Origin of the sequence: Streptomyces sp. NBC_01446 (assembly GCF_026340095.1) — a bacterium.
GTDB lineage: Bacteria > Actinomycetota > Actinomycetes > Streptomycetales > Streptomycetaceae > Streptomyces > Streptomyces aureus.
In genome coordinates this window covers 5,236,021-5,254,108 of the sequence record NZ_JAPEPO010000001.1, presented here as the reverse complement: position 1 = coordinate 5,254,108, position 18,088 = coordinate 5,236,021, and the positions used below count along the sequence as shown (strand labels likewise).

18 protein-coding genes are annotated in these 18,088 nt (G+C 71.9%); 8 read left to right on the top strand and 10 right to left on the bottom strand.

Features of this window, described 5'->3' with window-relative positions:
* Positions 1–142: 142 nt before the first annotated feature.
* A complete protein-coding gene (locus tag OG456_RS23575) occupies positions 143–787 on the top strand; it encodes a 4'-phosphopantetheinyl transferase superfamily protein (protein ID WP_266564127.1) in 645 nt (214 codons plus the stop codon).
* A gap of 62 nt (positions 788–849) precedes the next feature.
* Positions 850–2,430 (top strand): IS1182 family transposase, encoded by a 1,581-nt coding sequence (locus OG456_RS23570; RefSeq protein ID WP_266564125.1) that lies wholly within the window; start codon positions 850–852, stop codon positions 2,428–2,430.
* Between the two features lie 165 nt (positions 2,431–2,595).
* Here OG456_RS23570 and OG456_RS23565 read toward each other — a convergent pair whose 3' ends face one another.
* From OG456_RS23565 to OG456_RS23550, 4 genes are all read right to left on the bottom strand, one after another.
* The gene (locus OG456_RS23565) at positions 2,596–3,789 is read right to left on the bottom strand and encodes a lactonase family protein (RefSeq protein ID WP_266564123.1); all 1,194 of its coding nucleotides are present in this window, start codon (positions 3,787–3,789) and stop codon (positions 2,596–2,598) included.
* Between the two features lie 574 nt (positions 3,790–4,363).
* Positions 4,364–5,476, bottom strand: coding sequence for a hypothetical protein (locus OG456_RS23560; protein ID WP_266564121.1), 1,113 nt, complete (start codon positions 5,474–5,476; stop codon positions 4,364–4,366).
* Positions 5,473–7,668: an MMPL family transporter gene (locus OG456_RS23555; RefSeq protein ID WP_266564119.1), complete on the bottom strand. Its 2,196-nt coding sequence runs from the start codon at positions 7,666–7,668 to the stop codon at positions 5,473–5,475. The genes OG456_RS23560 and OG456_RS23555 overlap by 4 nt, the downstream gene beginning before the upstream one ends.
* A 162-nt stretch (positions 7,669–7,830) precedes the next feature.
* On the bottom strand, positions 7,831–8,463 hold the full coding sequence (locus tag OG456_RS23550; protein WP_266564117.1) for a DedA family protein: 633 nt from the start codon (positions 8,461–8,463) through the stop codon (positions 7,831–7,833).
* A gap of 164 nt (positions 8,464–8,627) precedes the next feature.
* On the opposite strand from OG456_RS23550, the gene OG456_RS23545 reads away from it, so the two are divergent.
* On the top strand, positions 8,628–9,275 hold the full coding sequence (locus OG456_RS23545) for a class I SAM-dependent methyltransferase (RefSeq protein WP_266564115.1): 648 nt from the start codon (positions 8,628–8,630) through the stop codon (positions 9,273–9,275).
* Between the two features lie 11 nt (positions 9,276–9,286).
* Here the strand turns inward: OG456_RS23545 and OG456_RS23540 are convergent, their stop codons facing one another.
* A complete protein-coding gene (locus tag OG456_RS23540; RefSeq protein WP_266564114.1) occupies positions 9,287–9,931 on the bottom strand; it encodes a MerR family transcriptional regulator in 645 nt (214 codons plus the stop codon).
* A 225-nt stretch (positions 9,932–10,156) separates the two neighbouring features.
* On the opposite strand from OG456_RS23540, the gene OG456_RS23535 reads away from it, so the two are divergent.
* The 5 genes from OG456_RS23535 to OG456_RS23515 all read left to right on the top strand — a co-directional run bounded on the left by OG456_RS23535 (position 10,157) and on the right by OG456_RS23515 (position 14,538).
* The gene (locus OG456_RS23535) at positions 10,157–11,149 is read left to right on the top strand and encodes an AfsA-related hotdog domain-containing protein (protein ID WP_266564112.1); all 993 of its coding nucleotides are present in this window, start codon (positions 10,157–10,159) and stop codon (positions 11,147–11,149) included.
* Positions 11,146–11,835 carry an HAD family phosphatase gene (locus tag OG456_RS23530; RefSeq protein ID WP_266564110.1) on the top strand — a complete coding sequence of 230 codons (690 nt, stop codon included), beginning with the start codon at positions 11,146–11,148 and terminating at the stop codon, positions 11,833–11,835. The genes OG456_RS23535 and OG456_RS23530 overlap by 4 nt, the downstream gene beginning before the upstream one ends.
* A 4-nt stretch (positions 11,836–11,839) precedes the next feature.
* Positions 11,840–12,544 (top strand): 3-oxoacyl-ACP reductase FabG, encoded by a 705-nt coding sequence (gene fabG / locus OG456_RS23525; RefSeq protein ID WP_266564108.1) that lies wholly within the window; start codon positions 11,840–11,842, stop codon positions 12,542–12,544.
* Positions 12,545–12,598: 54 nt separating this feature from the next.
* The gene (locus tag OG456_RS23520; protein ID WP_266564106.1) at positions 12,599–13,042 is read left to right on the top strand and encodes an ester cyclase; all 444 of its coding nucleotides are present in this window, start codon (positions 12,599–12,601) and stop codon (positions 13,040–13,042) included.
* 89 nt (positions 13,043–13,131) lie between these two features.
* The gene (locus tag OG456_RS23515) at positions 13,132–14,538 is read left to right on the top strand and encodes an MFS transporter (RefSeq protein ID WP_266564104.1); all 1,407 of its coding nucleotides are present in this window, start codon (positions 13,132–13,134) and stop codon (positions 14,536–14,538) included.
* Here the strand turns inward: OG456_RS23515 and OG456_RS23510 are convergent.
* From OG456_RS23510 to OG456_RS23490, 5 genes are all read right to left on the bottom strand, one after another.
* Complete coding sequence (locus OG456_RS23510; protein WP_266564102.1) at positions 14,441–14,857, bottom strand: MaoC/PaaZ C-terminal domain-containing protein; 417 nt, start codon at positions 14,855–14,857, stop codon at positions 14,441–14,443. The genes OG456_RS23515 and OG456_RS23510 overlap by 98 nt on opposite strands.
* On the bottom strand, positions 14,854–15,279 hold the full coding sequence (locus OG456_RS23505; protein WP_266564100.1) for a MaoC family dehydratase N-terminal domain-containing protein: 426 nt from the start codon (positions 15,277–15,279) through the stop codon (positions 14,854–14,856). The genes OG456_RS23510 and OG456_RS23505 overlap by 4 nt, the downstream gene beginning before the upstream one ends.
* A gap of 87 nt (positions 15,280–15,366) precedes the next feature.
* Positions 15,367–16,488, bottom strand: coding sequence for a beta-ketoacyl synthase N-terminal-like domain-containing protein (locus OG456_RS23500; protein WP_266564098.1), 1,122 nt, complete (start codon positions 16,486–16,488; stop codon positions 15,367–15,369).
* The gene (locus OG456_RS23495; protein WP_266564096.1) at positions 16,485–17,723 is read right to left on the bottom strand and encodes a beta-ketoacyl synthase; all 1,239 of its coding nucleotides are present in this window, start codon (positions 17,721–17,723) and stop codon (positions 16,485–16,487) included. The genes OG456_RS23500 and OG456_RS23495 overlap by 4 nt, the downstream gene beginning before the upstream one ends.
* Complete coding sequence (locus OG456_RS23490; RefSeq protein ID WP_266564094.1) at positions 17,716–18,006, bottom strand: acyl carrier protein; 291 nt, start codon at positions 18,004–18,006, stop codon at positions 17,716–17,718. Before OG456_RS23490 ends, OG456_RS23495 begins: the two co-directional genes overlap by 8 nt.
* Between the last annotated feature and the right edge of the window lie 82 nt (positions 18,007–18,088).

Genomic DNA, 18,088 nt, shown 5'->3' with positions numbered 1-18,088 from the left:
GGTGGGCGCTTCGGGGAGTCGCTCGGGGGGCGGTTCGGTGGGTCGTTCAGCTGGTGGTTCGGTGGGCGGTTCGGCGGGCGGTTCGGTGAGTCGTTCGGCTGGTGGTTCGGTGAGCTGTTCCGGGCTCATTCGGGTCTGGACTGTGTCCATCGCCGCGGCGGCCTCCGCTGTTCCCCATGAAGAGGCGTACGGCGTTCTCGACCCGGCCGAGCGTGAGCGCTTCGCGCGGTTCCGGCGGGGCGGTGACCGGATGCGGTATCTGGCCGTCCACCACGTGTACCGGACCGTGCTCGGGCAGGCGCTCGGGGTCGCCCCTGCCGACGTGGGCTTCCGCCGGTTCTGTGCGCGCTGCGGTGACGACGGGCACGGCAAGCCCGTGCCCTTCGCGCCCGACGGGACCACGCTGTCGGCGAGCCTGTCGCACTCGGCGGCGTACGCGCTCATCGCTGTCGGCGACTCTGCCGAGGTACCCGTCGGCGTCGACATCGAGCGGGTCAGGGCCGACATGGACTGGAGCCGGATCCCCTGCGTCCAGGGCGGCCGCAACACCCACGGCTTCGAGCAGTGGACGCGCGCCGAAGCGCTGGTGAAGGCCGCGGGTACGGGCCTGAGCCGGACGCCGCCGCGCTATACCGGGCACGTCTTCGGCACCTGGCGGGCGGCGCGGGTGCCGGGCTCCGGTCACGAGTGGTTCGTGCGTAGCGTGCGGTCGCCGGACGGCTATGCCGCTTCGGTGGCCAGCGGGCGGGCCGACGGCACGGTGACTGTGGTGCCCTGGCGGCCCTAGAAGACTGCTGAAAATCTCGGTTCTGGCCCCGGCTCGGTGGAGTTGGGGCCAGTCTTGTATGCATGCAGGGGGAATGGGCCGGGGAGATGGTCGGGCCGGATGTGTGGGAGACCTGCCGGGAGTTGATCCCGGCTGGCAGTGTGTTCGCGTTCCTGGCCGAACATCGCGAGGTGCTGTTCCCGCCGGGGATGTTCTCGGACATGTATCCGTCGTCCAACGGCCGTCCGAGTCTGCCGCCGCAGGTCCTGGCCGCGACGGTGGTGCTGCAGAGCCTGCACGGGCTGTCGGACTTCGAGACGGTCCAGGAACTGCGGTGTGACCTGCGCTGGAAGGCGGCCTGCGGGCTCGGGCTGTACGACACCGCTTTCGATCCCTCGCTGCTGACGTACTTCCGGCGCCGTTTGCGTCACTCGGCCGATCCGACGCGGATCTTCACCAAGGTCAAAGAGGTCGTGGCCGCGACCGGTGTGCTCAAGGGCAGGCAGCGGCGGGCGCTGGATTCCACCGTGCTGGACGACGCGGTGGCCACCCAGGACACCGTCACCCAGATCATCTCCGCGATCCGCCGGGTGATCCGCGAGGTCCCCGGGGCCGGGGAGACCGCGGCGCGGTGGTGCCACGCGCACGACTACACCGACCCGGGCAAGCCGAGGATCGCCTGGGACGACGAGGCCGCCCGCGCCGCGCTGGTCGATGCGCTGGTCACCGACGCGGTCAACCTGCTCGGGCACCTGCCCGAGCAGAACCTGGGCGAGAAGGCGGCGAACGCGGTCGGCCTGCTGGCCCTGGTCGCGGGCCAGGATGTGGAGCCGGCCGAGGACTCCGACGGGCGCGATGGCCGCTGGCGCGTCGCGAAGCGCACGGTGGCGGACCGGACCGTGTCCACCGTCGATGCGGACGCACGCCACATCCACAAGAACCGCACCCGTCACCAGGACGGCTTCAAAGGGCATGCGTCCTTCGAGCCGGAGAGCGGCCTGTTCACCGCTGTCGCCCTGACCAGCGGCTACGGTCCCGGCAATCACGAGGCCGCCGTGGCCGGCGATCTGCTGGCCGACGAGGACGGCGAGTTAACCGTGCTCGGCGACTCTGCCTACGGCACCGGCGACCTGCGCGCACAACTGCAGGCCGACGGCCACACCCTGGTGATCAAACCGCCACCGCTGCGGCAGGCCGTCCCCGGCGGGTTCACCATCGACGACTTCCACATCGACCAGGCCGCGGGCACCGCAACCTGCCCGGCCGGACACACCGCCAACCTCGGCCAGACCAAAGCCGACGGCGCCCGCACCGCCCAGTTCAAGCGCGCATGCACCAGCTGCCCCCTGCGAGAGCGCTGCACCACCTCCAAGACCGGACGCACCCTCAACGTCCACCCCCAGTACGAACTGCTGGCCGCCGCCCGCCACCAGGCCGCCACCGACGCCGGATGGCAGGACGAATACCGCCGATGGCGGCCACCCGTCGAACGCGCCATCGCCTGGCTCGTCGCCAAGGGCAACCGCCGGGTTTCCTACCGAGGCGTCATCGCCAACAACATCTGGCTCCACCACCGCGCCGCCGCTCTCAACCTCCGCCGACTCATCAACCTCGGACTCACCCGCACCAACACCACCTGGCACCTCACCCCCGCCACCGCATAGCGGAAAGGGCCGCCCGGCCCACAGCCGGACAGCCCCAACAACAAGATTTTCAGCAGTCTTCTAGGTGGGTGATGCACCTGCGTGGGGGCGGTTCCCGGATCTGCGGATCTGGGAGTCGCCCCCCTCGCTCGTGTCGTGTCGTGTCGCTTTGCGTTGCGTTGCGTTCTACTCCAGAAGTACGCAGCTGGGGCTCGCCACGTGGAGCGGCGGGGCCGCCGGGGCGAGGCGGCCCGTGGCCGGGTCCAGGCGGAACGCGCTGACCGACTGGCCCGCCTGGTTCGCCGTGTAGACGAACCGGCCCGACGCGTCGAGTGCCACGTCCCTGGGCCAGCGGGTCCCCGGCGCCTTCGCCGTGACCGGCTGCGACGCGAGGAGCGTGAGGGTGCGGCCCGCGTTCTCCACGCGGAACGACTCGACCGTGTCGAGGCCCCGGTCAGCGGTCACCAGGGTGCCGCCGTCTCGCGTGAGGTGGACGGCGGAGGGGGCGTTACGTGGGTTGATGCCGGGCGGGGCCACGGAGGCGTGCGAGACCGGCGTGAGCCGGCCCGTGGCCGCGTCGTACGCGTGGACGGTCACGGAGTGGCCTAGTTCGTTGGTGACGTAGGCCAGCTTGCCAGCGGGGTGGAAGACGACGTGGCGTGGGCCGATACCTCGGCCGACATGGGTCCGGTCGGCGAGCTCGAGGTGGCCCGTGCGGGTGTCGAAGTCGTAGACGTAGATGTGGTCGTTGCCCTTGTCGGGGACGAGGACGCGGCGACCCGCGGGGTCGAAGGCGACCATGTGCGGGTGGGGGCCTCGCTGTTCCTGCGGGTGCGGGCCGTGGCCGTGGTGGCGAAGCACCTGGACGGCCTCGCCGAGGGAGCCGTCGGGGTGTACCGGCAGGACGGCGACGTGGCCCGAGTCGTAGTTCACGGTGAGCAGGAAACGGCCGTCGGGGTGCACGGCCAGGTGGACGGGGGCGGCGCCGTGGCTGGAGCGTGGCGGGCCCTGGGGGTGCAGCCGGTCGCCGTCGATGCGGTACGCGTGGAGCGAGCCGGTGGCGCCGCCGGGGCGTTGGCTCACGGCGTACAGGTGGCGGTGGTTCGGGGCGAGGGTGAGGTAGGAGGGGTTCACGATGTCCCGCTGCCAGCCGGTGAGTTCGAGCTGTCCGGCCGCGCCGACCCGGGCGATGCCGATGCCGGGGAGGCCCGGCAGGCCGTACTCACCGAGCGTGAACCCGCCGATGTACGCGCGCCTGGCGCGGGGGCGCGGGGCGTCACCCGCGACGGCGGTGGCCCCCGTCCAGGCCAGCGCGGCGACGACTCCGGCCGCGGATGCTGCGAGCAGCCTTCGGCGGTTTGGGTGGTGCGTCGCGTTCATGGTTCGGCTCTCCGTTGTCGTGGAGGGATGGTCGGGGCAGCGTCATGGGCGACGAGTGGTGGGGTTTGGGCTTCGGCATCGTTTGCTGTGCCGGCTGTCTTCGGCCGTTGTGTTGTCGGGTGCGGGGCCGCGGGGGCATGTACGTGCTCGCTGTTCTACGGGTGCACGTCAGCTGGCTGATCACCTGTACGTGGTGCTGGTGGCTCCGCGCGCACATGCCCCCACGTCCCCTCCCGTCTCGTCGGCGTCTCGCGGCCGGTGGGAATCGCTGCCTTCCGGGCCGCCTCTCGTACGCGGCCGGTCGCTCGGTGAGGCTGTCTCTTCCCTGGCGCCCGTCCTTGTCTCGTACGTGGCCGGTCGTCGGTGAGAGGCCGCCTTCCCTGGCGGCGGGTCTTGTCTCGTGCGCGGCCAGTCGCTCGTGTGCCTGCCCCTTCCCTGCGGCGGGCCGCCTCTCGTACGCGGCCGGTCGCTCGGTGGGGCTGCCCCTTCCCTGGCGGCGGGTCTTGTCTCGTACGCGGTTCATGGGGCCCGTGGCCCCTCTCGTCGGCGGGTGGCCAGGCGGTGGGCCTGCGCGTCAGATCTTGGCTCCGAGTACCAGCCCGGGTGCCAGCAGGGTCGTGAAGCCCGCCGCCGCCAAGGCGACGAGGATCTGCCAGGTCGCGCGCAGGTCGCGGAACCGGGATGCCCGTCGGGCCGCCGCCAGCACGGCGATCGCCGCCGCCCAGGCGGGCAGGGCCAGGCGCAGTGTGACCTCGCCGGTGAAGAGGAGGCCGGCGCGCGGGCTGATGCACTCCGACGCCGTGCACAGGGCCCCGTGGGCCGGGCTGCTCCACGCCGTTCCGGCGGCCAGGACGAGCAGGGGCGCCATGGCCGCCAGGGCCGTTACCCAGACGTATGGGGTGAGTCCCGTACGGCCGTCCGCGCGCCGTCGGGTGACGGCCAGCGCCGCCAGTGCCGGGGCCCAGCCCGCGAGTACGCCGAACAGGCCCGCGTGCGAGGCCTCGGCCAGCGCCGTCCAGGTGGTGTCGGGGCCTACGGGCAGCCGTAACAGGGCCAGGAGACCGGTCGCCGCTGCCAGTGCGGCGGCGGTGTGCGCCCACGTACGCGCGAAGGAGGGCGCGCCCGCCCAGGCCACGAACACGCCTGCCAGGGCTACGAGTACGACCGGCGGTCCCGCCGTCACTCCCCATGCGAGGGGGAAGCCGGGCAGGCCGTCGCCCAGGGGCGCGGACCAGGTTCCCCAGTCCCCGAAGAGCGCGGCGAGCACCGCGGTGACGCCGGCCGCGATGATTCCGGCGAGCGCGAGTCGGTCGTCCCCGCCTAACGCGGCCCTGTCATCCCTGTCATCCCTGGTGAGTGTGGCCCGGTCGTCGTCCCCAGCGAACGCGTCTCGATCATCCGCGGCGAGCGCGTCCCGGTCGTCCCGGGCGTCACTGGAGGTCGGACCCGTCTGCTCATTGGGGGCGGGGCCTGCCTGCTCATCAGTGAGAGGGTCGGGCTCGTCGTCAGTTCGGGGGGACGCCGCGCCCCGGGTTGCCGTCGACGGGGGAGTGACGGGGCCGGGGCGCGGCGCGGGTGAGGGGACGGCCGGACCGGGGTTGCCGGCCGTCCCGGTTCGGGGGGCGGGCGCGGCGGGCGCCTCCGTGCTGGGCGCCTCACCCGCCCGCCCGGCGGAGGGCAACGTCACCGCAGCGCCTCGGTGCGCGGCGCCGGGGCGGGCGCGGGCGGGGGCGGCGGGGCCGAGGACTCGCGGAAGCCGTACTTCGACCACCAGCGCGCCAGCGGTGCCGGTGCCCACCAGGCCCACTTGCCGAGCAGCGCCATCGTCGCGGGCACGAGCAGGCCTCGTACGATCGTTGCGTCCACGAGGACCGCGATGACCAGGCCGACCCCGATCATCTTCATGAAGAGGATCGAGGAGGCCATGAAGCCGCCTACGACCACGACGAGCAGCAGTGCGGCGCTCGTGATGATCTTGGCTGTGCGCTGGACGCCCAGGGCCACCGACTCGACCGGGTCTCCGCTCACTTCCCACTCCTCACGGACGCGGGAGAGCAGGAACACCTCGTAGTCCATCGCGAGGCCGAACGCGATCGCCACGACCAGGACCGGGAAGTTGGCGTCCACCGCTCCGATCGGTTCGAAGCCCAGGAGGCCCGAGAGGTGGCCGTCCTGGAAGATCCACTTGATCGCTCCGAACGCGGCCAGGAGCGAGAGGAGGTTGAGGATCACCGACTTGAGCGGGAGCAGCAGGGAGCCGAAGGCCAGGAAGAGGACGAAGAAGGAGACGACCGCTACGAACAGGGCCATCCACGGGAGGCGTTCGCCGATCATGCCGACGATGTCGACCCGGGACGCGGGCATGCCCGTCAGGAGCGTGTCCGTTCCGGCCGGGGGCGCCGTGGCGCGCAGGTCGTGGACCATGCTCTGCGCGGCGTCGGACATGGCGTCCGGCGTGTAGCGGAGCGTGATGCGCGCGTCGTTGCCCTCGAAGGCTGTCGGGGTCGCGGAGGCCACGCCGTCCACCTTGGCCAACTTGGCTGCGTAGGCCCCTGCTTCGGCACGGTCCACGGGGCCGGTGGTGCCCTGGACGACCGAGGTCATGATCTGTGCGGGGTTCGTCCCGAAGTCCGATGCGAGCGTCTTGCTGACCACCTTCGCGTCGGCGTCCGAGGGCAGCACCCACTCGCCGGGGCGCGCCCAGTTGACGCCGAGGAGCGGGGCTCCGAGGCCCACGAGGACGGCGACGATCGCCAGCGAGGAGATCAGCGGCTTGCGCATGACCGCGTGGGCCGTGCGGTACCACCGGCCCTCCTTCTCCGGCTTGGGGGCACGGTTCCTGCCGCCCAGCGGGATACGCCACTTGTCGATGCTGTACCCGGTGTAGCGCAGGAGGGCGGGCAGGAGGGTGAGGGAGCCGACCACCGCGAACGCGACCACGGCGACCGCCGCGTACCCCATCGAGGAGAGGAAGCGGGAGGGGAAGAAGGCCAGTCCCGCGAAGGAGATCGCCACGGCGATGCCGGAGAAGGCGACCGTGCGGCCCGCCGTCGCGGTGGCGCGCTCCACGGCCGTGTCGACGTCGGCGCCCGCATGGAGTTCTTCGCGGAAGCGGTTGACGAGGAAGAGCGCGTAGTCGATCGCGAGACCGAGGCCGAGGATCGTGATGACGTTGATGACGGTGCTGGAGATCTCCGTGAACATCGTCAGGACGCGGAGCACGACGAAGGATCCCAGAGCCACGAACGAGCCGACGGCCAGCGGCAGGAGCGCCGCGATCGCGCTGCGGAAGATCAGGACCAGGAGAATCAGGAGGATCGGGACCGACAGCATCTCGGCGCGTGCGATGTCCGAGCCGGTGAGGGTGTTGACCTGGTCGGTCATCGCGGCGACGCCGCCGTAGCGGACGGTGACGCCGTCGGCCGCGAAGTCGTCCTTGATCTTCTCCAGCGCCTCGACCTGCTTCTGGTCGTCGTCGCTGGTGAACTGGACGGTCGCGTACGTCTGTTGGTTGTCCTTGGACACGTACGCGCTCGGGCTCTGGGTGCCGGGGTGCCAGAACGAGTCCAGGCGGGCGATGCCGGCACGTGGGACGTCGTCCAGCGCGGCGCGGACGGCTGTGCTGAAGGAGTCGACCGCCTCGCCCTTGTCCTTCGACTCGTACAGGACGATGAGGTCGTTGGACTCGCGGCCCAGCGGGCCGTCGAGGACCTTGTCGGCCTGTACGGACTCGCTGGCGGGGTCGTCGAAACCGGCGCCGCCGGTGAACGAGCCGAAGACCCCGGTGCCCCACACGCCGGCGAACAGCGTGAAGACGACTGCCGCGATGACGACCCATTTCCGGCGCCGCGCGGTGAACTTTCCGATAGCGGCAAACACTTCTGTCTCCCTGAATCAATCAAATGGCGTGTGGCGAACGTCTATGTGAACGTCTATTCCATGCGACGCCCCGGCGGCTACGGTGAATTCCGGTCCGCAGCACACGAATTCCGAGGCTTCCACGAAAGGTGCGCGTCCGATATCCGCGTTTCGGGGAAGGCGCTATGCCCCCTTCGAGACATCCGCGGCCGTGGCGGTCGCCCTGCGCTGGGCGAGCGCCGCGACCGCTCCGACGGCGACGGACAGACCGAGGCCTATCGCGACGGAGTACACGGGGTCGTCGCTGACCGCTCCGCCGAAGTAGCCCACGCCCACGGAGTAGGCGGCCCAGACGACTTCGGCGAGTGCGGCGCCGATCGCGAACTTGCCGGCCGGGTAACGCGCCGCACCGGCTGCGAGCCCGCCGAGGAGGCGCCCGCTGGGCAGGAAGCGGACGCCGACGACGAACGGGATCCCGCCGCGCTGCACCCGCCCCGCGGCCCAGTCGAACAGCTCGCCTCTGCGCCCGCGCCCCGCGGCACCGCCGCGCACCCTGCGGCCGGCGAACCAGCCGAAGCGGTGGATGAGGACGTCGCCGGCGAGCGCGCTGCCGGCCACCGAGAGCAGGACCAGGACGAGGGACATCTCACCGCGCGCGGCGAGCATCCCGCCGGTGATCAGGAGCACCGCGTTGGGCAGCAGGGGCGGCAGCGTGGTGATGGCGAGGATCGCGTACGCCCAGCAGGCTGCGCCCGACATACGGGTGGACAGGCCGGACGTGAAGTCGACCCACGACACGAGTGAGGCGAAGTCCATCGGTCTCCCTTTCCCTGGGCCCGATGCCTCTTTGGAGGCATGCGCTGGGTCTTTGGTGAGGCGTGTTCCCAGGTCAGAGGCCCACTAGCGTCGCTGTGGGCGGCGGCTGGGCGTGTCCTGAGCTCCAACAGTAACCTACGCTATCGATAGTTTCACTATCACTAATGACGCAGGTGGCCATGACCGATGTGACGCTGTTCCTCCGAGAGTTCGCCCGCACCCGACGGGACACCGGGGCCATCGCGCCCAGCAGTCCCCTGCTGGCGCGGGCCCTGACCCGCTATGTGATCCCCAGCCCCGGCCGCGCCCGCGCGGTGCTCGAGGTCGGCCCCGGCACGGGCGCCGTGACCCGGCGCATCAGGGCCTCGCTCGGCGCCCTGGACACCCTCGACCTCGTCGAGGCCAACCCCCGCTTCGCCGAGCTCCTGTACCGCGACTACGGCGGCGACGAGCGGGTGCGACTGCTCACCGGGCTCGTGCAGGAGCATGAACTGGGGAGCTACGACACCATCGTGTGCGGGCTGCCGTTCGCCAACTTCGAGGCGGGCACGGTCGAGGACATCTTCGGCCGGCTCCTCGCGGCGCTGCGTCCCGGCGGCACTCTGTCGTTCTTCGCCTACGCGGGGATGCCGCCGCTGCGCCGGGCGTTCACGACGGGCGGGGCGCGCGAGCGGACCCTCGCGGTGCAGGCCGTCGTCGGGCGGACCCTGGACCGGCACCGGTTCCGCACGGAGACGGTGTTCGGGAATCTGCCGCCCGCCCATGTGCACCATCTGGCGCCGGTGGCGCCGCTGCTGGCGTACGCCGGGTGAGCCGGCGGGGGCTACGCGCTGTGGCGGCGCCCGCTGCGGATCCGGCCGGAGGCGTCCTCCTGGGCGATCCGGCGCAGCGCCGCCATGGCCGCGTCGCCGAGGACCGTGCCGAGGACGACGCCCTCGACCTTGCCGTCGGCGCTGGGCACGTCGGCGAGCGCGCCGAGCTCGGCGACCGCCAACTCCCCCGCCGCGGCGGCGTACTTGTCGAGCAGGGTGAGCAGGTCACCCCGGTCGAGGTCGCGGTAGGTCAGCACGATCTGGACGAGCGCCTGCCAGCCCGGGTTCTCCGGCTTCGCCGCCCAGCCGTGCCGGAGCACGAGCTCACGGACCTCGCCCTCGGCCCGCTCCCGGTCCTCGTCGGTGCCCCGCTCGACGGCGGCCCTGGTCACCGCGGACTGGGCGACGCCGAGCATGCCGTGGACCGTGCGGGTCGGGGAGTCGACCTCGGACAGGACGTCGCGTACGGCCGCGATGGACAGGCCGCCGACCTCCAGCATCGCCCGGATCAGCTTGAGCCTGCGGACATGGGAATCGTCGTACGCGACCTGGTTCGGGCTGGTGCGCTCGCCCGGGGGCAACAGGCCCTCGCGCGAGTAGTACTTGATGGTGGGGACCGGAACTCCGGTACGCCGCGCCAGCTCTCCGATACGCATTCCACGAGGATACTGCGCTTTCCCCGTGGCGTGCTCCCCACTCGGTGCGCGGGAATGCGAAGACGCTTTTATCGCCGTTGAATTCCCGCGCCATCGCGCTTCCATGCGCCCCTGCGACGCTCATTCGGCAGCGAACCCCTCCGCTCGGACGGAAGCCTCACCGGATGTCTTCACGAGATGTCCGCGCGAGAAGTCTTCGAGGGACCCCAGCCAAAGGAAACAGGTATGACCACACACGTGGCTCCGGAGATTCCTTCGGCGCCCGCCGAACTCAGTTACGGGCGCACCGTCGACCGCTCCCTGGTCCACCGGGCCGCGGTCTCCGAGGTCTTCGTCACGGACATCAGGGCGCTGGCCGCCAAGAAGGTGCGCTCCGCGGTCCAACTCCCGCTCAGCCACGGCTACTACAGCGACCATGTGCAGCGGCCGGCGGTCTACGACGCGCTGTTGCTCCTGGAGTCGGGCCGGCAGGCGGCCATCGCCGGGTCGCACGCGCACATCGGGCTCTCCAAGGGCACCACGATGATCGTCGACACGTTCCGGCTCGACCTGTACGGGCTCAAGGAACTGGTCGTCGGCCCGGAGCCCGGCCGGGTGCGCATCGACACCGAGTACATCGGGCAGCCGACGCGGCGCGGCCGCTACCGCAAGGGCAAGGTCGCCCAGCGGTACTTCGTCGACGACACCGAGGTCGGCGAGCACGAGATGGACGTGCTGTTCCTCAACCAGCACGAGAACGAGGTCCTGCGGCACGCCCAGCGCGGCACGCCCGCCCCGCTCACCTCGGACTTCTGCGACCACGGGGCCGCCGTGGACGACATCGGGCAGGCCGAGCCCGCCCGCGTGGGCCGCGGCAACCCGCTGAACGTCGTCCTGTCCCGCCCCGAGACGTCCCCCGCCGCGGTCTCGGCCGAGGTCACCCCGCGCTTCGACAACCGAGCGCTGTTCGACCACGTCTACGACCACCTGCCCGCGATGACGCTCGTCGAGGCGGCGCGGCAGCTGGCCCTGCTGTCCACGGGCGAGCCGCTGACGACGTACGCCGTCGGGTTCGAGGCGCGCTTCTCGCGGTTCGCGGAGCTCGACGAGCCGGTGCACGCCGAGGCGCCGCGGATGCGCGCGGACGGCGGCCGGACGCAGACCCCCGTGCGCTTCCTCCAGGGCGACGCCGAGATCGCGCACGTCACCGTCACCGTCGCACCCGGGAGTGAGCTGTGAGCAGCACGCGGGACGCGCGGGCGCCCCGGCGCCTCGCCGTCTGGACCGACTTCGGCGGGGTCCTCACCCCGCCGATCGCCCACACGATGGGCACCTTCTGCACGACGCAGGGCATCGACCCGCAGGCCCTTCAGCAGGCGCTCGGCAAGGTGACCGCCCGCTACGGCACCAGCGACATCATGGAGCCGATCGACACCCCCCTCGTCTCCGAGGAGGAGTGGCTCGCGCAGGTCTCCGAGGTGCTCGCCGCCGACCACGGTGTGACCGGCGTGCACCTGACGACACTGGCCGACGCCTGGTTCGACGGGCGGGAGACCAACCACGCGTGGGTGGCGGCGCTGCGCGCGGCGCGCGAGCGCGGCGCGTTCGTCGGGATGCTCTCCAACATGGTGCCGACCTGGGACGCGCACTGGCGCCGCATGGTCGATCCGGCGGAGCTCTTCGACGACGTCCTGCTGTCCTTCGAGGTCGGCCACCGCAAGCCGTCGCCCGGCATGTTCGCCCTCGCCGCCGAGCAGGCCGGGATGCCGGCCGAGAACTGCGTGCTCGTCGACGACCTGGCGCACAACTGCGCGGGCGCGGAGGCGGCCGGCTGGCAGGCGATCCACTTCACCGACACGGCCGAGGCGGCGGAGCGGCTCGACGCGCTCCTGCCGGCGGCCCTGTCCCCCACTCCTAGGAGCTGACTCCGTGAGCCGTTCCGTGCTCGTCACCGGCGGGAACCGGGGCATCGGCCTCGCCACCGCCCGCGCCCTGGCCGAACAGGGCGACAAGGTCGCCGTCACGTACCGCACCGGTGAGCCGCCCGAGGGCCTGTTCGGGGTGCGCTGCGACGTGACGGACCCCGAGTCCGTGCGGCGCGCGGTCGACGAGGCCCGCATCCAGCACGGGCCGATCCAGGTGCTCGTCTCCAACGCCGGGATCACCCGCGACGAGCTGCTCGTCGGCATGGAGGACGACGACTTCCGCGCGGTCATCGAGACGAACCTGATGTCGGCGGTGACCGTCGCCAGGGAGGTCGTGCCGGACATGCTCAAGGCTCGCTGGGGCCGGGTCGTCCTCATGTCCTCGATGAGCGCGATGGCGGGTGCCCCCGGACAGACCAACTACGCCGCATCCAAGGCCGGGTTGATCGGTTTCGGCCGCTCGCTCGCCCGCGAGGTGGGCCGCCGCAACATCACGGTCAACATCGTCTCGCCCGGCCTGATCGAGACCGACATGGTCAAGGACGTCACCGACGCCCGGCGTCAGCACGTCCTCGGCCAGACGTCCCTGTTCCGGGCCGGCACCCCGGACGAGGTCGCGGCCGCCGTCCGCTTCCTGGCGAGCGAGGAGGCCTCGTACGTCACGGCGGCGATCCTCCCGGTCACGGGCGGCCTCGGCGTCGGCCACTGATTCCCCCCACACCAGAGCCCCCCCTCCCAACTCCCCCTTCAGGAAAGGAACTCCATGTCCAACGCCACCGTTCTGGAGATCGCCCAGCAGATGGGCAGGATCTTCAACGACCTCGACGAGAAGGTCGCCCACGAGCTGGTCGCCCCCGGCTTCGTCGACTACGAGGCCCCGCCCGGCACCCCCGGCGGCCCCGCCGGCTACCTCGGCACCGCCCGCTGGATGAACTCCGTGTTCTCCGAGGCGAGCTGGGACCACATCGACTCGTTCGCCGACGGCGACAAGGCCGTCATCCGGGTGCGCTTCACCGGCATCCACACCGGCAACTTCCTCGGCTTCGAGGGCACCGGCAACAAGGTCGACGTCGAGCACATCCACATCTACCGCGTCGGTGACGACGGTCTGGTGCACGAGCACTGGGCCTGCCGCCAGGACCTGTTCCTGCTGGCGCAGATCGGCGCCGTCGAGCTGAAGCTGCCGCCGGCGGGCACGCAGGCGTAACGCCGTTCGTAAGCGCGGGCCAGGCCGCCGGACCTCTCGAGGGTCGGCGGCCTCCTCGCGTCCCCGAGCCGTAAGGAAGGAAAGACATCGTGCGAGCAAAGGGGGCGGCATGGGCGCTGATCGCGACCTCGCTGCCCATGTTCATGGTGGCCGTCGACAACCTCGTCGTGACCAACGCGCTGACCGTCATCTCCCGTGACCTGGGGGTGCGCCAGTCCGGCCTCCAGTGGGTCGTCAACGGATACATCCTGGCGTTCGCGGGGCTGCTGCTCGCGGGCGCCGCTCTCGGCGACCGGATCGGCCGGCGGCGCGTCTTCGTGTGGGGCATCGGGCTCTTCACCGTCGCGTCCGCGGCGTGCGCGCTCTCCGACTCGGCGGGCCTGCTCGTCGCCGCCCGCGTCGTGCAGGGGGCGGGGGCCGCTGCCGTCCTGCCGGTCTCACTGACCCTGGCCGTCGCGGCCGTCACCCCGCAGCGCAGGCCGCTCGCGGTCGGCGTGTGGGGCGGGGTCAACGGCCTGGGCATCGCCCTCGGCCCGATGGCCGGCGGCCTGGTCACGCAGGGCCTCGACTGGCACTGGATCTTCTGGATCAACGTGCCGGTGGGGGCGGTCGCGCTCCCTCTCGCCCTGTGGGCGATCCGCGAGTCCAAGGGCGCGCCGCGCCGCCTCGACGTGCCGGGCATCGCGTTCGTCACGGGTGCGGTGGTGGCGGCCGTGTGGGGCATCGTGCAGTCGGCCGACAGCGGCTGGGCTTCGGTGCGTCCGCTGGCCGGACTCGCCGTGTCCGCCGCGCTGTTCACCGGTTTCGCCTGGTGGCAGCGGCGCACCCCGACGCCTCTCGCGCCGCTGCACCTCTACCGCGTACGCCCTTTCATGCTGAGCAACGCGCTGGCTCTGACCATGTACTTCGGGGTGTTCGGCGCGATCTTCTTCCTGGCGCAGTTCATGCAGGGGCCGATGGGCTACTCGCCGTTCGAGGCGGGCCTGCGTACGCTGCCGTGGACCGCGGCGCCGATGGTGATCGTGCCGCTGGCCAGCGCGCTGGTCGGGCGGGTGGGCGGCGGTCCGCTCCAGGCGGCGGGGTGTCTGCTCCAGGCGGTCGCGCTGGTGTGGCTGGCGCTGATCTCGAAGCCCGGTCTGGCGTACGGGCAGATGGTCGGCGCCATGGTCCTCGCGGGCGTCGGCATGGGTCTCGTCTTCGCGGCGAACCCGGCGACGGTCATCGGCTCGGTCGCGGAGCACGAGCACAATCTCGCGTCCGGCGTGAACAACACGATCCGCGAGTTCGGCGGGGCCCTCGGCATCGCCGTCCTGACCGCCGTGTACGCGCACGGCGGCCTCCGCAGCGCGGTGCTGACGGGGGCCGCCGTGGTGTTCGCCGGGACGTTCGCGGGGCTCGCTATCGGTCGTACGCCAGCACCGCGCGCGTCCGCGCCAGCACCTTCTGCTCCCCACAGCGCACCGTCAGATCGACCCGAACCGTCCCGTCTTCCCTGACGTCGCCCACGGTGCCGTCGACGGTGAGGTCCACGCCGTCGGCGGTGTCGGGGACGAGGACCGGACGGGTGAAGCGGGTGCCGTACTCGACGAGGGTGGCCCGCTCGCCGGCCCACCGGGTGACGGCGGTCGCGGCGACGCCCATGCCGAGCATGCCGTGCGCGATGACACCGGGCAGGCCCACGGCGGCGGCGCGGGAGTCGGACCAGTGGATGGGGTTGTGGTCGCCGGACGCGGCGGCGTAGGCCACGAGCCGCTCGCGGGTGTAGCGGAAGGTGCGGGTGGGCAGCCGGTCGCCGGGCCGCGGTACCTGGCTCATACGGCTTCCTCCTTACGGGAGACGAGGGTCGAGGTCGTCGTGCACACGGGCGCGCCGCCGTCCGCCTCGCGCAGGTGTCCGCGCAGGGTGACGACATCGTTCCCGTCGACCGTCTCGGCGGCGACGATCTCGACACTGACGGTGAGCCGGTCCCCGGCGCGCACGGGGCGGACCGACTCGAAGCGCTGGTCGCGGTGGACGGCCCGCGCGAAGTCGAAGCCGAGGTCCGGGTCGTCGAGGATCTGCTTCATGACGTGCAGGGACAGCACGATGGGAAAGGTGGGCGGCGCGACGGCGCCGTCGCCGGCCGGCGCTCCGAGGACGGCGGCGAACTCCCTGATCTTCTCGCGGCCCACTTCGTACGGCTCGGTGGGCGGGTAGGTCCGGCCCGCGCAGGACGGGTCGAGGGTGGCGGCGGACATACGGTCTCCTTCAGGGGCGGTGGACGGAAAAGGCAGCGGCGCCCGCGGGGAGACTCGCGGGCGCCGCTGCCGTCATCGGGGCAGGCCTCAGCGGGGGCTGCGCACCACCAGGGCCGCGGCATTGCCGTCCCGGCCCACGGAGGTGACGAGCGCCGTCACCGGCGAGGCCGGCGGCTCGGCCTGCCACAGGGCGAGGAGGGCGGCGAGCTGCAGCGCGCCACTGGCGCTGTACGTCTCGCCGAGCACATCGGCGACCCGTACGGCGCGCGGCAGTTCGCCCCCGAGCGCGGCCCGCACGCCGCGCTCCTCGATCCGCTCCAGGCCGCGGTGGTGGGCGGCGCCGAGGGAGACGGCCGACACCTCCCCGGGGCGGACCCCGCTGCGGTCGAGGGCGCGCGAGACGGCGTTCGCGAGACCTTCGGCGTACTGCCGCGGGTCCGGCGTGAACCGCACCTCGCACGCGAGGAGTTCGGCCAGGGCCCCCTCCGCAGGGTCCTGCTGAACGGTGAAGACGGCCGCGCCCTCACCGAGCGCCGCGTCCTCGCGGAGCACCCCGGTGCGGTGCCACGCCCACGCCGCCGGGGCGCTCAGTTCCTCCACGCCGCCGACGAGGAGCCGCTCGGCGCGGCCGAGGCCGAGCGCGAGACGTGCGTGCCGGAACGCGAGCAGCGAGGCGGTCTGGCCGCCGGCGACGGTCGCGTTCAGACCGCGCAGGCCGTTGCGGATGGCGATCTGCCCGGAGGTGCTGTTCATGACGGTGTTCGGGAACTGGCCCGGGTTCACCAGGTACGGCTTCTCCAGGGTCAGCGTGTCGTACAGGAGGGAGCTGTGTGTCGACACGGAGCCGGTGTTGGTGGCGAGCACCACACCGGTGCGGCCGCCGCTCACCTCCGCCCCTTCGAGCACCTCCTTGCAGGCCACCAGGCCGAAGGAGGTGAGCCGGTCGAGGTACTTGGTGCCCTTGCGGCCCAGGTGCGCCTTGACGTCGAAGCCGTGGACGGCGCGGACGGGGCGCGGCGGGTACGCGCCGGCGTCCTCGCCGACCGGGCTCTTCTCCAACTCGCCGTGTTCGATGAGAAGTTCACCGAGCGGGGCGAGTCCGTACCCGGCCGCGGAGACGACTCCGGCGCCGGTGACGTAGAGCGGTGCGGCGGTCGCGACGGCGGTCGTGCCCGCGGTCGCAGTCGCGGTCGCAGTCGCGGTCGTCACGAGACCCTCCCCAGGATGGTGATGACGTTGTTCCCGCCGAAGGCGAACCCGTGGTTCTGCACGATGTCCAGGCGCGCCTCGCGGCCGACGCCGGGCACGCAGTCCACGCCTTCGCCGAGCGCCGGGTCGGGCTCGGTGACGTTGGCCGTGGGCGGCAGGAAGTCCTGCTCGAACGCCTTGCAGCAGGCGATCGCGCCGAAGCCGGACGCGGCGCCCATGGTGTGGCCGAGCATCGACTTGATGGAGCTGATCGGCGGGATGCGGTCACCGAACACCTCGCGGGCGGCGGCCACTTCGGTGGAGTCGTTCGTCGGTGTGCCGGTGCCGTGCGCGCAGATGTAGTCGATCTGCGCGGGCTCGACGCCCGCCGCCTCGTGCGCGGCCCTGATGCCCGCGGCGATGCTGGTCGCGTCGGGGTGCACCATGTGGGCGGCGTCGCAGTTGGCCGCGTAGCCGAGGATCTCCGCGTACATCCGGGCGCCGCGCGCTGCGGCGTGCTCGTACGTCTCCAGGACGAGGACGGCGCCGCCCTCGCCGGTGACGATGCCGGAGCGGTCGGCGGCGAAGGGCCGCGGCACGTCCTCGGCCATCGCGCCGAGCGCGTAGAACCCGGCGTGGGTGAGGCGGTTGACGGCGTCGGCGCCGCCCGCGAGCATCACCTCGGCCTCGCCGCTGCGCACCAGGTCGTAGGCGTAGCCGAGCGCGTAGTTGGAGGCGGAGCAGGCCGTCGGGATGGTCTGCGTCTCGCCGGTGAGGCGCAGTTCGGCGCTGACCGCGTTGGCGATCCTGGACGCCGGTGTCTGACCCGCGAGTTCGCCGTCGATCGAGGCGAGACCGCCCTCGATCCACTGCTCGGCGAGGACCTGGACGACCGCGGACTCGCCGCTGGTGGTGCCCATGACGGCGCCCGCGCGGGCCGTGTCGAGCCGCTCCTCGTCGATGCCCGCGTCGGCGACGGCGAGCCGGGCGGCGGCCGCCGCGAGCAGGCCGCTGCGACCCCAGCGCGGCGGGTCGAGCCGCTTGAGGTGGTCGGCGGGCTCGAAGTCGAGGACCTCGCCGGCCTTGCGGCGCGGGAAGGCGCTCGCGTCGAAGGACTCGATGGGGGCGGTGCCGTTGACGCCCGCCCGGACGGCGGCGGCGAACACGTCGGCGCCGATGCCGACGGGCGACACCGCGCCGAGTCCGGTGATGACGACGCGGCGCGAGGGGCGCGCCGCACCGGCGGTGTCAGCCATGCGCGCTCTCCCCCGCCTGCTGGCCCGCGGCGTGCTGCACGACGGCGTCGACGAGGAGGCGCAGATTCACCAGATCGCCGAGGGTGTCCTTCGGAATGGCAACTCCCAATTCCTTCTCTATTCGGGAGACCACGGTGATGAGGGAGAGCGAGTCGCTGTCGTAGTCGTCGATGAAATGACCGCTGTCCGTCAGCTCTCCCTCTTCCAGCTCGAGTTCCTCGATGACGATCCGGCTCACCTGCTCGTGGTAGCCGGCCGCCGACGCCACGGTCTGCTGAGTCATGTGGGTTCCTCTCATCGCCTGCTGCCTTGACGAAGGGAACGTAAACGGGCCGGAGCGGGCCGGACAAGGGGCGCCCAACGAA